Origin of the sequence: Aeromonas sp. 603404, assembly GCF_049171775.1 — a bacterium.
GTDB classification, from domain to species: domain Bacteria; phylum Pseudomonadota; class Gammaproteobacteria; order Enterobacterales; family Aeromonadaceae; genus Aeromonas; species Aeromonas veronii_A.
The window spans coordinates 1-13,248 of sequence record NZ_JAAKPE010000018.1 but is presented as its reverse complement, the minus strand read 5'-3'; the positions used below and the strand labels follow the sequence as shown (position 1 = coordinate 13,248).

The 13,248-nt window shown below is 59.9% G+C and carries 15 protein-coding genes; 10 read left to right on the top strand and 5 right to left on the bottom strand.

What is annotated here, in order from left to right; translation table 11 throughout:
• The first annotated feature begins 118 nt into the window (after positions 1-118).
• From G5306_RS18815 to G5306_RS18790, 6 genes are all read left to right on the top strand, one after another.
• The gene (locus G5306_RS18815; RefSeq protein WP_108613298.1) at positions 119-1,381 is read left to right on the top strand and encodes a GntP family permease; all 1,263 of its coding nucleotides are present in this window, start codon (positions 119-121) and stop codon (positions 1,379-1,381) included.
• Between the two features lie 9 nt (positions 1,382-1,390).
• On the top strand, positions 1,391-2,524 hold the full coding sequence (locus G5306_RS18810) for a glycerate kinase (RefSeq protein WP_421313440.1): 1,134 nt from the start codon (positions 1,391-1,393) through the stop codon (positions 2,522-2,524).
• Between the two features lie 232 nt (positions 2,525-2,756).
• On the top strand, positions 2,757-3,320 hold the full coding sequence (locus tag G5306_RS18805; RefSeq protein ID WP_042053314.1) for an NnrU family protein: 564 nt from the start codon (positions 2,757-2,759) through the stop codon (positions 3,318-3,320).
• A gap of 58 nt (positions 3,321-3,378) precedes the next feature.
• Positions 3,379-3,915: a glutathione peroxidase gene (locus tag G5306_RS18800; RefSeq protein WP_005340333.1), complete on the top strand. Its 537-nt coding sequence runs from the start codon at positions 3,379-3,381 to the stop codon at positions 3,913-3,915.
• Positions 3,916-3,997: 82 nt separating this feature from the next.
• The gene (locus tag G5306_RS18795) at positions 3,998-4,933 is read left to right on the top strand and encodes a LysR family transcriptional regulator (RefSeq protein ID WP_005340335.1); all 936 of its coding nucleotides are present in this window, start codon (positions 3,998-4,000) and stop codon (positions 4,931-4,933) included.
• A gap of 182 nt (positions 4,934-5,115) precedes the next feature.
• Positions 5,116-6,312, top strand: coding sequence for a NupC/NupG family nucleoside CNT transporter (locus tag G5306_RS18790; protein ID WP_005348874.1), 1,197 nt, complete (start codon positions 5,116-5,118; stop codon positions 6,310-6,312).
• A gap of 101 nt (positions 6,313-6,413) precedes the next feature.
• Here G5306_RS18790 and G5306_RS18785 read toward each other — a convergent pair whose 3' ends face one another.
• The 5 genes from G5306_RS18785 to G5306_RS18765 all read right to left on the bottom strand — a co-directional run bounded on the left by G5306_RS18785 (position 6,414) and on the right by G5306_RS18765 (position 9,410).
• Positions 6,414-6,833 carry a DUF4426 domain-containing protein gene (locus tag G5306_RS18785; protein WP_128815093.1) on the bottom strand — a complete coding sequence of 140 codons (420 nt, stop codon included), beginning with the start codon at positions 6,831-6,833 and terminating at the stop codon, positions 6,414-6,416.
• 43 nt (positions 6,834-6,876) lie between these two features.
• Positions 6,877-7,179: a DUF167 family protein YggU gene (gene yggU / locus G5306_RS18780; RefSeq protein ID WP_005340341.1), complete on the bottom strand. Its 303-nt coding sequence runs from the start codon at positions 7,177-7,179 to the stop codon at positions 6,877-6,879.
• On the bottom strand, positions 7,179-7,730 hold the full coding sequence (locus G5306_RS18775; protein ID WP_421278072.1) for a YggT family protein: 552 nt from the start codon (positions 7,728-7,730) through the stop codon (positions 7,179-7,181). Before G5306_RS18775 ends, yggU begins: the two co-directional genes overlap by 1 nt.
• Positions 7,731-7,741: 11 nt before the next feature.
• On the bottom strand, positions 7,742-8,566 hold the full coding sequence (gene proC / locus G5306_RS18770; RefSeq protein WP_421313438.1) for a pyrroline-5-carboxylate reductase: 825 nt from the start codon (positions 8,564-8,566) through the stop codon (positions 7,742-7,744).
• A gap of 142 nt (positions 8,567-8,708) precedes the next feature.
• Positions 8,709-9,410, bottom strand: a complete 702-nt coding sequence (locus G5306_RS18765) for a YggS family pyridoxal phosphate-dependent enzyme (RefSeq protein WP_204480235.1) — start codon at positions 9,408-9,410, stop codon at positions 8,709-8,711.
• Positions 9,411-9,449: 39 nt separating this feature from the next.
• Here G5306_RS18765 and tapT point away from each other — a divergent pair, with 39 nt between their 5' ends.
• The 4 genes from tapT (at position 9,450) to G5306_RS18745 (ending at position 13,063) form a co-directional block, all read left to right on the top strand.
• A complete protein-coding gene (tapT, locus tag G5306_RS18760) occupies positions 9,450-10,484 on the top strand; it encodes a type IVa pilus ATPase TapT (RefSeq protein ID WP_005340354.1) in 1,035 nt (344 codons plus the stop codon).
• 28 nt (positions 10,485-10,512) lie between these two features.
• Complete coding sequence (tapU, locus tag G5306_RS18755) at positions 10,513-11,622, top strand: type IVa pilus ATPase TapU (RefSeq protein WP_216954525.1); 1,110 nt, start codon at positions 10,513-10,515, stop codon at positions 11,620-11,622.
• Between the two features lie 47 nt (positions 11,623-11,669).
• Positions 11,670-12,443, top strand: coding sequence for a peroxide stress protein YaaA (yaaA, locus tag G5306_RS18750; protein ID WP_421313436.1), 774 nt, complete (start codon positions 11,670-11,672; stop codon positions 12,441-12,443).
• 194 nt (positions 12,444-12,637) lie between these two features.
• Positions 12,638-13,063 carry a hypothetical protein gene (locus tag G5306_RS18745; protein ID WP_236376010.1) on the top strand — a complete coding sequence of 142 codons (426 nt, stop codon included), beginning with the start codon at positions 12,638-12,640 and terminating at the stop codon, positions 13,061-13,063.
• Positions 13,064-13,248: the final 185 nt, after the last annotated feature.

Here is a 13,248-nt window from a genome sequence, read left to right as displayed (position 1 = left end):
TTGTGAAGTTGGACAAAAAACCACTTTTAAATGACGCAATTTTTGGTTTTTAAGCCAAAGTATTCTGATTGCAGATCTCCATAATGGCGGCCATTCACTCCCATTGAAGGTGTCCGTCATGATCCCGGTTACAGCCCTTGGCGCCATCGCGGCGCTCTCCATCGCCATCATCCTCATTTTGAAGAAGGTGCCGCCCGCTTACGGCATGATCGTGGGGGCTTTGGCCGGTGGCCTGATTGGCGGTGCCGATCTGACCCAGACCGTCGCCCTGATGATCGGCGGTGCCCAGGGGATCACCACAGCTGTGATGCGGATCCTGGCGGCCGGTGTACTGGCGGGCGTGCTGATCGAATCGGGCGCCGCCACCACTATCGCCGAGACCATCGTCAAGAAACTTGGTGAAACCCGCGCCCTGCTGGCGCTGGCGCTGGCAACCCTGATCCTGACTGCGGTCGGCGTGTTCGTGGATGTGGCCGTCATCACGGTGGCGCCCATCGCGCTGGCCATCGCCCGCCGTGCTGACCTCTCCAAGGCGGCCATCCTGCTGGCGATGATCGGCGGTGGCAAGGCGGGTAACGTCATGTCCCCCAACCCCAACGCTATTGCCGCGGCTGATGCCTTCCATCTGCCACTCACCTCTGTGATGGCGGCGGGCATCATTCCGGGTCTGTTCGGTCTGGTGATGGCCTACTGGCTGGCCAAGCGGCTGAACAACAAGGGCAGCAAGGTGGCCGCCGATGAGGTGGTGAGCTTTGCCGGTGCCAAGTTGCCGGGCTTTGCCGCCGCCATCAGTGCACCGCTGGTCGCCATCCTGCTGCTGGCCCTACGCCCGGTCGCCGGTATCGTGGTGGATCCGCTGATTGCGCTGCCGCTTGGTGGTCTGGTCGGTGCCCTGATGATGGGTAAATTCCGCAAGGTGAACCAGTTTGCGGTCTCCGGCCTCGCCCGTATGGCGCCAGTCGCCATCATGCTGCTGGGTACCGGTACCCTGGCAGGAATCATCGCCAACTCCGGTCTGAAGGATGTGTTGATCAGCGGCCTGACCGCCTCCGGTCTGCCTTCTTACCTGCTGGCGCCTATCTCCGGTGCCCTGATGTCGCTGGCGACCGCCTCGACCACCGCCGGTACCGTGGTGGCCTCCAACGTATTCAGCTCCACCCTGATTGAACTGGGGATCAGCAGTCTGGCCGGGGCGGCGATGATCCATGCCGGTGCCACTGTGTTTGACCACATGCCCCACGGCTCTTTTTTCCATGCCACCGGTGGCAGCGTCCACATGGGCGTGGGTGAGCGCCTGAAACTTATCCCTTACGAAACTGCAGTCGGTCTGACCATTGCCACTGTCTCCACCCTGATGTTTGGCGTGTTTGGCCTCGCCTAAGGAATTGATATGAAAATTGTTATTGCCCCCGATTCATTCAAGGAGAGTCTGAGCGCCATGGCGGTGGCTGATGCCATCGAGGCCGGTTTCAAGCAGGTACTGCCGAATGCCACCTACGTCAAATTGCCGATGGCCGATGGCGGTGAGGGCACGGTGCAATCGCTGGTCGATGCCACCGGTGGCCGCATCCTGCCGGTCGAAGTGACCGCGCCTCTTGGCAACAAGGTGCAGGGCTTCGTCGGCCTGCTGGGCGATGGCGAGCGCGCCGTCATCGAGATGGCCGCCGCCTCCGGCATCCATCTGGTGGCGCCCGAGCAGCGCAATCCACTGCTCACCTCCAGCTTCGGTACCGGCGAGCTGATCCTGGCCGCGCTGGAGATGGGGGTGAAGCATCTGATCCTCGGTATCGGCGGCAGCGCCACCAATGACGGCGGAGCCGGTATGATCCAGGCGCTCGGCGGCAAGTTGCTCAAAGCCGATGGCTCTGCCATCGAGCTGGGTGGCGCGGGTCTCGGTGAGCTCGAGACCATCGACCTGAGCGGTCTGGATCCGCGTCTGAGCGAGCTGGTTATCGAGGTGGCGTGTGATGTGAACAACCCGCTCTGCGGCCCGAAAGGCGCCTCTGCGGTGTTTGGCCCGCAGAAGGGGGCAACGCCTGAAATGGTTGTCGAACTTGATGCCAACCTCTCCCGTTATGCCGACTGCATTGAGCAGGCCCTTGGCAAGCAGGTGAAGGATATTCTGGGGGCGGGCGCTGCCGGTGGCATGGGGGCCGCACTGGTCGGTCTGCTTGGTGCCGAGCTCAAGCCCGGCATCCAGATCGTCATCGAAGCACTGAAACTGGCCGAGGAAGTGGCCGATGCGGATCTGGTCATCACCGGCGAAGGGCGCATCGACAGCCAGACCATCCACGGCAAGACGCCAATCGGTGTCGCACGTTGCGCCAAGCAGTTCGGCAAGCCGGTGATCGGCATCTCCGGTTGCCTGACCGACGATTGCGGTGTGGTACACGATCACGGGCTGGACGCGGTATTCGCCGTAGTCAACCGCGCCATGTCTCTGCCGGAGGCGCTGGAGAGCGCCAGCACCAACATTCAACTCACTGCGCGCAACGTAGCAGCGCTCTATCAGCTCAAGGGCTGATCCGGTTCGGCCGATGCGCCCCATCGGCCACTCAATATCCCCGTTTGGGGCATCTCCCATCTCGCGAGATGTCTGACTGCCCTGGCACTTATTTGCCGATCCATCGTGATCGGCTCTTTTCTTTCTGCTCCTTTGTCTTGCCACACTTTTGACTCCATGGGTCAGCGCGGTTTTGATAGGCGCACATCTCCCTTTACGGCATAGTGGTCGTACCAAGTACAAGGAGAGACTCATGTTCCTGCTGACCCTGGGGGTTGCGCTGTTTACCCTGATCCATCTCTACCCCTGTTTTGCGGTGGCCCATCGGGCGCGGCTGCGCGAGCGGCTGGGGGAGAATCGCTACAAGGGGCTCTTCTCCCTGCTGGTGTTTGTCGCCATTGCCTGCATCATCGCCGGTTGGCGCTCGGCCAGCTCGCTGCCGCTCTACTTCCTGCCGGATTGGGGGCCGATGACCATGACGGTGATGATGCCCTTTGCGCTGATCCTTTTCTTCTCCGGCCAGGGGCCCAACCATCTGCGGCGCTGGCTGGTGCATCCCCAACTGCTCGGTACCCTGCTCTGGGCGGTGGCCCATCTGCTGGTCAACAGCGAGGCGCGCTCTCTGGTGTTGTTTGGCGGCATCGGGCTCTGGGCGCTGGTGAGCATGGTCTGGATTTCGGTGCGGGACTGGCAGCGATATCCCCGTCCGGCGGCCAACTGGACTGGCACAGGCATCAGCGTAGGGGCGGGCCTGGCTGCCACCGCGCTGCTGGTGTTCTGGGGCCACGGCTGGCTGACCGGCATTCCATTGCATTGAGAGTGAACTGCGGCTCTGGTAACCGCGTATGATGGACAAAACAAAAGGAGTCTTGGCGATGAAATGGTTCACTCTGTTGCTGTTATTGGGGGCTGGCGCGGCCTCTGCGGCGTGCCCCGATTATTTCAATGTGGAGATGCGGGAGCTAAACAACTCTCAGCGCCATAACCTCTGTCAGCTGACCGAGGGCAAGGTGGTACTGGTAGTCAATACCGCCTCCTACTGCGGCTACAGCGGCCAGTTCCGCGATCTGGAGAAGCTCTACCAGAGCTACAAGGATAAAGGGCTGATTATTCTCGGTTTCCCCTCCAACGATTTCTGGCAGGAGGCGGGCAACGAGACCAAGACCGCCGAGGTGTGTCGCCGCGACTATGGCGTCACCTTCCCGATGTTCAATCGGGTAGCGGTGCGGGGCTCCGATGCTGTGCCACTGTTCAAGGGGTTGGCGGCGGCCGCTGATGGGGATGAGCCGAACTGGAACTTCCACAAGTATCTGGTGGGGCGCGATGGCAAGCTGATCGCCAGCTACGGCGCCAACCAGAATCCGGCTGACGACCCCCTCAAACTGCAGATCACCCGGGCGCTGGGGCTCTGACCCTACCCCTTGGCGGGCGGCTCTGGAATAATGGGCTACCGCCACTCAATCCGGTTATCCTGTGCTGCAACGTCTTCCTCAAATGGTGATCTTCGATGCGCTGGTGCGCGAGCAGGGGATCTCTGCCGCCGCCCGTCGTCTCGGGGTCTCCAAATCCCATATCAGCAAGCAGCTGGCGCTGCTGGAGACCACCCTTGGCGCCCAGCTGGTGCAGCGCACCACCCGCCGCTTCGTCCTGACCGAGCTGGGTCAGGAGTATGCCCGTCACTGCCATGCGCTGGTGGCGGTGGCGCAGGAGGCTGACTCCATGATCGCCGAGCGGCGTGGCAAGGTGAGTGGCGTGCTCCATCTCGGGGTGGGCCAATCTTTTGGTCGTCTGCACGTCATTCCCCATCTCAAGGCGTTTCAGGATCGCTATCCCGAGCTGGAGCTGGAGGTCTCGCTGTTCGACCACAGAACCAATCTGGTGGATGAGGGGCTGGATCTCTGGCTCACCACCTATGAGGACAAGCCGGAAGGGCTGGTGGGACAGCGGCTGGCCGACATTGGCTTCGTGGTGGCGGCTTCGCCGGATTACCTGCTGAGCCACGGTACGCCGCTCCATCCCAAGGATCTGGCCCAGCACAACTGCATCACTTACCAGAGTCGGGAGCGGCGCTATCACCAGTGGTCGTTTCGCCAGGGCAAGGAGCGCCAGACGGTGCAGGTGGCGGGCAACTATCGGGTGGATATGGCGGAGGCGGTGCGGGATGCGGCACTGGCCGGGCTCGGCATCGCCTATATCGCCAACTACTTGCTGGACAAGGAGTTACAGAGCGGCAAGCTAATCCCGGTGTTGCCAGGATGGCGACCGAACCAGCAGATGGCGGTACACGCCGTTTATGCCAGGCGCGAACATCTGGATCCCAAGATCCGTCTCTTCATCGATTTCCTCAAGGCCCGCTTTGGCCCCGAACCCTATTGGGAGCAGCGACTGGCCCCCTGGCTCGGGGGTAAATTGTCCGGTGGCGAGGAATAATTGTTTCCATATAAGAACTCTCGATTTCTCCTGATACTAAAATTGAACCAAATCAGCCAGTTGGCGCAACCGATATCGTGCAAACGTTTTTTCTAACAGGCTTGTAACCAAGCGGACTTGCAGTGACGGGGTGAGAGGCGCAGAATCCGCGCCCATCTTTTGCCCCACCTGATGGAGTCCCTATGATTGCCCTGCTCGGCATCCTGAGTATCTTGGCGCTTGCCGTCATCTGCTCTGATAATCGTCGTCGTATCCCGTTGCGAACAGTTGGCCTTGCCCTCTGCTTGCAAATCATGTTTGCCGGTCTGGTGCTCTGGTTGCCTGCCGGTCAGCATGTGCTGAACGGGGTCAGCGAGAGCGTAAGCAGCGTGATCGGTTATGGTCAGGAGGGGATCGCCTTCCTGTTCGGCGATCTGGCCAAGTTCAAGCTGGGTTTCATCTTTGCCTTCAACGTGTTGCCGGTCATCATCTTCTTCTCCGCGGTGATCGCCATCCTCTACCACATCGGCATCATGCCGCGGGTGATCGCCCTGCTGGGTGGTGGCTTGCAGAAGCTGCTGGGCACCGGCCGTGCCGAGAGCCTATCCGCGACCGCCAACATCTTCGTCGGCATGGTGGAAGCTCCGCTGGTGGTCAAACCCTACCTCTCCAAGATGTCCGATTCCCAGTTCTTCGCTGTGATGAGTTGTGGTCTCGCCTCCGTCGCCGGTGGCACCCTGGTGGGTTATGCCAGCCTAGGGGTTGAGCTGAAATACCTGATCGCAGCGGCCTTCATGTCAGCCCCTGCCGGTCTGGCGATGGCCAAGATCCTGGTGCCGCCGGGAGCTGAAGAGGTCGATCACCATCAGGATGTAGAGATCCCCCGCGCTACCAACGTGATTGAGGCGGCGGCCGATGGCGCCATGTCCGGCCTCAATATTGCGGTGGCGGTCGGTGCAACCCTGTTGGCCTTCGTTGGCGTGATCGCCATGCTCAATGGCCTGCTCGGCTGGGCTGGTGGTCTGGTGGGGCTGGATCTGAGCTTCCAGATCATTCTGGGCTGGCTGTTTGCCCCCGTCTCCTGGCTGATCGGTGTGCCCTGGGATCAGGCGCAAGCTGCTGGCGCTCTGATCGGTACCAAGATCGTGGTCAACGAGTTCGTCGCCTTTATCGGTCTGGTGCAGGATCAGACCCTGAGTGAGTCGAGCAAGGCCATCGTGACCTTCGCCCTGTGTGGCTTTGCCAACATCTCCTCCATGGCGATCCTGATCGGCGGTCTCGGTTCCATGGTGCCGGAGCGCAAATCCTTCATCGCCCGTTACGGCATGCGCGCCATTCTCTCCGGCGTGCTGGCCAACCTGATGAGCGCCTGTCTGGCCGGTCTGTTCCTCGCCCTGTAACCGCTGCGGTACGGAATAGATGTAACAAGGGCGCCCTGATGGCGCCCTTGTCATATGGATAAAATGAAGCCCCTACCTTGGTCGGGGCTTCTTGTTGCTGCTCAGTCGACGTAGAAGGTCTGCTGGAAGCTGAGGTTCTGTTGCTGCCCACCGCCCATGATCTTCAGGGTGAACTGATAGGTATCTTCGTTGCGGTAGGGGAGGGTCGCCAGATAGTAGATGGCATCGCCCTCTTTTACCTCCTGAAAGTTCAGGGTGCGGATGGTGCCGGTCAGGTTCTTGGCCTCACCGGTGATCCCCACTGCCTGCGCCACTTTCTGCTTGTCCTGTACCGCGATATTGATGATGGCGTTGTAGCGACTGCGCTCCAGTCCATACACCTTGGCGACCTCTGGTGTAAGGAAGCTGGAGTTGAAGGCATTATAGTGCACCAACCAGGGCCCCAGCTCCTTCATCTGTTCTGCCTTGAGCGGCAGTGTCATCAGCAGTGCCAGCAGGCCACTCATCCAGGCTGTTTTCATCTGTCATCCCTCTCATATCTACGGTTGGCGCAGGCCGATTCATTCAGCCTTGCGTGTCATTCAGCAGTGCACTCACTTCTTGCGGCAACTGTTTGGGGCTGTCGATGGCGACGGTTTTGTGTCGCCCCAGCTCGCCCCGCACTATGGTGATCTGTCCCTTGGCCACCTTGAACTGCTTGGCCAGAAACTTGATCAGATGGCTGTTGGCCTGGCCATCAACCGGCGGCGCCGTGATGGCCACTTTCAACTCTTCGCCATGCAATCCGATGATCTGATCCCGACTCGCCTTGGGCTGGATCACCAGATGCAGTACCAGTTCATCCCCTTGTTGCAGGACGGCTGGCATCAAATCATCCACCACAGCTGGCCGAACAGGTCACCCAGCAGATAGTTGATGGCTTGCAGGCCGATAAAGGCGACCAGCACCGAGAGATCCAGTCCGCCCAGTGCCGGCAGTACGCGGCGGATAGGGGCGAGGAACGGCTCGGTCAGCTGATGCATCACGTATTCGATGGGGTTGCGGCCCTGGCTGACCCAGCTCAGGATGGCGCGGATCAGCAGTACCCAGAAGATCATCGAGCCCGCTTTCTTCAGCACGGTCAGCGCGGCAAACAGGCTGATGCTGAGCCAGTCCGCCAGCAGCACGTTCATGCTCTTGAGCAGGGCCAGCTTGGCGAAGGCGATGGCCAGCGACAGCACCACGGAAGCGAGATCGATGCCGCCAAAGCCAGGGATAACGCGGCGCAGCGGGATCACCAGCGGATTGGTCAGCTTGACCACCATCTGGCTCATCGGGTTGTAGAAGTCGGCACGGGCCCACTGCAGCCAGACGCGCAGCAGGATCACCATCAGGTAGAGATCGAAAACGGTGTTAATCAGAAAGTAAGCAGTGTTCATCTGGGCTCCTGTTAGAAGAGGGTTTCCATTTCGGTGGCGCGAGCAACGGCCGCCTGCATGGCTTGCGCAGTCAGCGGCATCAGCCCCTGCTGCTGGAATGTTTTGATGGCTTCGGCTGTGGTGCCGCCCTTGCTGGTGACCTGCTCACGCAGGGTTTGCAGCGCCAGCTCGGGATTTTGCTCCACCATGGCTGCTGCACCGAGGGCGGTTTGTTGAACCAGTTGGCGTGCCTGCTCGGGCGAGAAACCCATCGCCTCCGCCTCTTCGGCGATCGCCTGCATAAAGAGGAAGAAGTAGGCCGGAGCACTGCCCGCCGCGGCGATGACGCCGTTGATGCCAGACTCCTGCTCCACCCAGAGGGTCTTGCCGACCGCCTGCATCATCTGCTCGGCAAAGTCACGATCCACGGCGGCAATATGTTCGGGTGCATAGAGACCGGTCATGCCCAGACCCAGCAGGGCAGGGGTATTGGGCATGGTGCGGATGATGCGGTCATGGCCACCGGCCATCTCGCCAAGGCGCGCCACCTTGATGCCAGCCGCGATGGAGATGAGCAGCTTGCCCTCAAGGGAGCCCAGCTCGGCAACCAGAGCGGCCAGCATGCCTGCCATCAGCTGCGGCTTGACTGCCAGCACGATCACTTCGGCGCCTCGGGCCGCCTCGGCATTACTCTGGGTGATGCGAATGCCATGTTCGCTCGCCAGCGTCTCCAGCTTGGGCAGACTGGGGTTGGCGGCCGTGATCTGCCCGGCGGGATAACCCGCCTTGACCAGTCCGGCGATGATGCTGCGGCTCATGTTGCCCGCGCCGATAAAGGCCAGCGTTCTATGCTGCATCAGATGCTCCTGTTGCACATGGGGTCGCGGCGGGGTTGGCGCTGCCTGCACCACCTGACGCCAGAATTCGGTGTTCCATCAAACGCTCCTGTTGATGAAGTCGCGGCAAGAGGCGGACGTATGGGTTATCCGCTGGCCTTGCCTATGAGTAGTCACGGGCGCCGAAGATGGCGGTGCCGACCCGCACCATGGTGCTGCCGTGGGCGATCGCCAGTTCAAGATCCTCGGTCATGCCCATCGAGAGGGTATCCACCGTGGGGTATTGTCGCGCAAGCTCGGTGAACAGAGTCTGCATACGGGTCATTTGGGCGGCCAGTATGCTCTCGTCGCTGGTGTGCTCTGGAATGGCCATCAGTCCCCGCAGCACCAGTCGCTCACTTTGAGAGACCAGCTCGGCAAGGCGGAAAATCTCTTGTTCCGACGTTCCGGATTTGCTGCTCTCTCCGCTAATATTGATTTGCAGACAAACATTTAGCGGTGCCATTGTAGTTGGGCGCTGGTTGTTGAGGCGGTCGATCAGCTTGTCCCGATCCACGCTCTGCACCCAGTCAAACCGTTCGGCGACCAGTTTGGATTTGTTCGATTGCAAAGGGCCGATAAAGTGCCACTCTATGTCGCTATATTCCGGCTGCTGGCGCAAGGTATCGATCTTGGCCGCTGCTTCCTGAGCGTAGGATTCGCCAAAGCAGCGCTGACCTGCGGCATGGGCGGCCATGATGGCCTCGACAGGTTTGGTCTTGCTCACGGCCAGCAGGCGGATCTGCTGCAGGTTGCGGCTCGCCCGTTCGGCGGCCTGGGCAATACGTTCCTTTACCTGAAACAGGTGCTGGGCAATCTGGTTCATATTTCGTTAGTGATCTTGTGATGGGAGAATGACAAGTCTATGGATATCACAGAGTTATTGGCTTTCAGTGTAAAGCATAAAGCCTCGGATCTACACCTCTCGGCCGGGGTTCCCCCGATGATCAGGGTTGATGGTGAGGTTCGCAAGATCAATTTGCCCGCCCTGGAACACCGGGAAGTGCATGCCCTCATTTACGACATCATGAACGACCATCAGCGCAAGGAGCTGGAGGAGAACTTCGAGGTCGACTTCTCGTTCGAGGTACCCAATTTGGCCCGTTTCCGGGTTAACGCCTTCCAGCAGGCGCGCGGCTCGGGTGCGGTATTTCGTACTATCCCCAGCACTGTGCTGAGCCTCGAGGATCTCGATGCGCCGGAGATCTTCCGCAAGATTGCCGAGTTCCCGCGGGGTCTGGTACTGGTGACCGGCCCGACCGGTTCGGGTAAATCGACCACCCTGGCGGCCATGGTCAACTACATCAACGAGAACTTCCATCACCACATCCTCACCATCGAGGACCCCATCGAATTCGTCCACGAGAACAAGCGCTGCCTGGTGAACCAGCGGGAAGTACACCGTGATACCAAGAGCTTCAGCAACGCCCTGCGCTCGGCCCTGCGGGAAGACCCGGACATCATTCTGGTTGGCGAGATGCGCGACCTTGAGACCATTCGTCTGGCCATGACTGCCGCCGAAACCGGCCACCTGGTGTTTGGCACCCTGCACACCTCGTCGGCGGCCAAAACCATCGACCGTATCATCGACGTCTTCCCCGGCGCGGAGAAGGACATGGTGCGCTCCATGCTCTCCGAATCCCTGCGGGCGGTTATCTCCCAGACCCTGCTCAAGCGCATTGGTGGCGGTCGGGTGGCAGCTCACGAGATCATGATGGGCATTCCGGCGGTGCGTAACCTCATTCGGGAGGACAAAATTGCCCAGCTCTACTCGGTGATCCAGACCGGGATGACCCACGGCATGCAGACCATGGATCAGAGCCTCAAGCAGCTGGTGAGTCGCGGCGTGGTGGCATCCCTCGATGCCAAGGCCAAGGCCGTTGATCCCAACAGCATTTAAGCGACTTGTACCCAGGGAGGGATAGATGATGAATCTGGATGATCTGCTGAGCCAGCTGGTCGAGCGAAAGGGATCGGATCTGTTTGTGACGGTGGGATCGCCGCCCATTCTCAAGGTAAATGGCCATCTGGTGTCGCTGGGGGGAGACGCGCTCGACAAGAAAGGGGCGCTGACGCTGGTCAGGGATACCCTCAGCAGCGATCACTTCGAGCGCTATGTCCGCACCAAGGAGGCCAACTACGCGATTTACCGCGAGGCGCTGGGTCGTTTTCGGGTCAGCGCCTTCTGGCAGCAGGAGCTGCCCGGTATGGTGATTCGTCGTATCGAGACCCGCATTCCCACCTTTGAAGATCTGCAGCTCCCCAGGATCCTGCAGGAGGTGGCGATGGCCAAGCGCGGGCTGGTGCTGTTTGTCGGTGCCACCGGGGCGGGTAAATCGACCACTCAGGCGGCGATGATCGGCTATCGCAACCAGCATGCCGATGGTCATATCCTGACGGTGGAAGACCCGGTGGAGTTCGTCCATCAGCATGGCCGTAGCCTGGTGACCCAGCGGGAGGTGGGGATCGACACCGAGTCGTTCGATGTAGCACTGAAAAGCTCGCTGCGTCAGGCACCGGACGTGATCCTGATCGGCGAGATCCGAAGTCAGGAGACCATGGAGTTTGCCCTGCAGTTCGCCGAGACCGGCCATCTCTGTCTCGCCACTTTGCATGCCAACAACGCCAACCAGGCGCTGGATCGCATCCTCCATCTGGTGCCGCAGGAGAAACATCGCCAGTTTCTGTTCGATCTCTCCTTCAACCTCAGAGCTATTGTCGCCCAGCAACTGGTGCCGAGTGTCGATGGTTTGCGGCGCAGTGCGGCATTCGAGATCCTGCTCAATACCCCGCTCATCACCGACATAATCCGCAAGGGAGAGATGCACCGTCTCAAGGAGGTGATGACCAAATCTGCCGAACTGGGCATGCAGACCTTCGATCAGGCGCTTTTCAGCCTGTTCTGCGCCGGCCAGATTGGCTACAGTGAGGCCCTCGCCCATGCCGACTCGGCCAACGACCTGCGGCTGCTGATCAAGCTCTCCGGTCGCGAGCAGCTGGGGTCCGGCACACTGGAAAATGTGACGCTGGATGAATGAAACATGGGGCCGATCCGCTGTTCGGCCCCTAGCCAGAAAGGAACGTTATGCTGATTGTGGTCTCCCCGGCCAAGACGCTGGATTACGAGTCACCGCTGGTGACCCCCCGTTTCACCCAACCCGAGCTGCTGGATCACTCCGCCGAACTGATTAGCCGAGCCCGCCAACTGAGCCCTGACCAGATCGCCACTCTGATGAAGATCAGCGACAAGCTGGCCGGTCTCAATGCCGCCCGGTTTGCCGAGTGGCAGCCAGATTTCACCCCCGCCAATGCCCGTCAGGCGCTGCTGGCCTTCAAGGGGGATGTCTACACCGGTTTGGCGGTAGAGGATTTCAGCGAGGCCGATTTTGACTTCGCTCAGGCACACCTGCGGATGCTCTCCGGCCTCTATGGCGTGTTGCGTCCCCTCGACCTGATGATGCCCTATCGACTGGAGATGAGGACCAGGCTCGACAATAGTCGCGGCAAGGATCTCTACCAGTTCTGGGGGGAGGTGATCACTCATCACCTCAACGACGCGCTGGCAGCCCAGAGGGATGAGGTGCTGATCAATCTGGCCTCCGACGAGTATTTCAAGTCGGTACGACCCAAGAGCCTGAAAGGGCGGATCGTCACGCCGGTGTTCAAGGATGAGAAGAACGGTCAGTTCAAGATCATCAGCTTCTACGCCAAGAAGGCTCGCGGCATGATGGCCCGCCACATCATCAAGCACCGTCTGACCGAGGTGGAGCAGCTGACCGGCTTCAACGCCGAGGGCTACTACTTCGTGCCGGAAGAGTCGGACGCCAATACCCTGATGTTTAAACGCGCCGAAAATTAATTACAAAAAGAGGGAACCAATCTTTCGACCCGAGGGTCTGAATATGTGAATCCTCTGTTGTAAGCACTTTTTATTCGCCGACGTTTGATACGTCGGCTTTTTTATTGCCGTTTTTATTGTCCATCGATTGCCTTCGCCGGGACTATGTGGTTCAGATAGACTCAAGACAGGGAGCGAGTTGTCGTGAGGTGAATATGGAACAGAAAAATGCCATTCGGCAGGTTGCCGTCCCTTGGGCTCCGTCCCGCCAGCTACCGCCCGGTCTGGTTGTGGCCGAGTTGCATCAGGATCTCTGGAGCGACTCCCTGACCATCATGCTGGGGCGGGCGCGCAGCATCGATCTACCCCCGCAAATCCTCTGCCGGGTCTATTTTCGCCATATTTATGCCCTGCGGGTCATCGAGGATTGCGATCTGGCCGAGGGGAAGGATAGCCACGCCATCGAAGAGCAGATCCAGCTCATCACTCCATCCCGTTTTGCCAGCTGGTTCCATCAGGAGTCGGACGGCCTGCATCTGGATGAAGATCTGCAGCACTATCGCATCTCGACCTGGGATTATTGCGCCGATGTGCTGACCTCCTCGGTGCCGGAGCTGCAGTTCCTGCCCCAGAGCGAGTAGCCAGCTGTTACGTCAGAGGCGAAGGGTGATCCTTCGCCTCTTGGTTTTTGGACGGGGCAGATTTTGTGGCATTCAGGCCATTCAGCCTGGGTGGTGGCCTGTTGTGTTTGTCTAGTCCTGAAATAGGTTTACACATTTTCAACTAGCATTTTTCTACTCAGAACCCTCTATGTACCGCATCGGGG

What these genes read in the sequence shown, in the direction of transcription:
- G5306_RS18815 (WP_108613298.1), top strand. Translation starts at nt 119, where the DNA reads ATGATCCCGGTTACAGCCCTTGGCGCCATCGCGGCGCTCTCCATCGCC.
- G5306_RS18810 (WP_421313440.1), top strand. Translation starts at nt 1,391, where the DNA reads ATGAAAATTGTTATTGCCCCCGATTCATTCAAGGAGAGTCTGAGCGCC.
- G5306_RS18805 (WP_042053314.1), top strand. Translation starts at nt 2,757, where the DNA reads ATGTTCCTGCTGACCCTGGGGGTTGCGCTGTTTACCCTGATCCATCTC.
- G5306_RS18800 (WP_005340333.1), top strand. Translation starts at nt 3,379, where the DNA reads ATGAAATGGTTCACTCTGTTGCTGTTATTGGGGGCTGGCGCGGCCTCT.
- G5306_RS18795 (WP_005340335.1), top strand. Translation starts at nt 3,998, where the DNA reads ATGGTGATCTTCGATGCGCTGGTGCGCGAGCAGGGGATCTCTGCCGCC.
- G5306_RS18790 (WP_005348874.1), top strand. Translation starts at nt 5,116, where the DNA reads ATGATTGCCCTGCTCGGCATCCTGAGTATCTTGGCGCTTGCCGTCATC.
- G5306_RS18785 (WP_128815093.1), bottom strand. Translation starts at nt 6,833, where the DNA reads ATGAAAACAGCCTGGATGAGTGGCCTGCTGGCACTGCTGATGACACTG.
- yggU (WP_005340341.1), bottom strand. Translation starts at nt 7,179, where the DNA reads ATGCCAGCCGTCCTGCAACAAGGGGATGAACTGGTACTGCATCTGGTG.
- G5306_RS18775 (WP_421278072.1), bottom strand. Translation starts at nt 7,730, where the DNA reads ATGAACACTGCTTACTTTCTGATTAACACCGTTTTCGATCTCTACCTG.
- proC (WP_421313438.1), bottom strand. Translation starts at nt 8,566, where the DNA reads ATGCAGCATAGAACGCTGGCCTTTATCGGCGCGGGCAACATGAGCCGC.
- G5306_RS18765 (WP_204480235.1), bottom strand. Translation starts at nt 9,410, where the DNA reads ATGAACCAGATTGCCCAGCACCTGTTTCAGGTAAAGGAACGTATTGCC.
- tapT (WP_005340354.1), top strand. Translation starts at nt 9,450, where the DNA reads ATGGATATCACAGAGTTATTGGCTTTCAGTGTAAAGCATAAAGCCTCG.
- tapU (WP_216954525.1), top strand. Translation starts at nt 10,513, where the DNA reads ATGAATCTGGATGATCTGCTGAGCCAGCTGGTCGAGCGAAAGGGATCG.
- yaaA (WP_421313436.1), top strand. Translation starts at nt 11,670, where the DNA reads ATGCTGATTGTGGTCTCCCCGGCCAAGACGCTGGATTACGAGTCACCG.
- G5306_RS18745 (WP_236376010.1), top strand. Translation starts at nt 12,638, where the DNA reads ATGGAACAGAAAAATGCCATTCGGCAGGTTGCCGTCCCTTGGGCTCCG.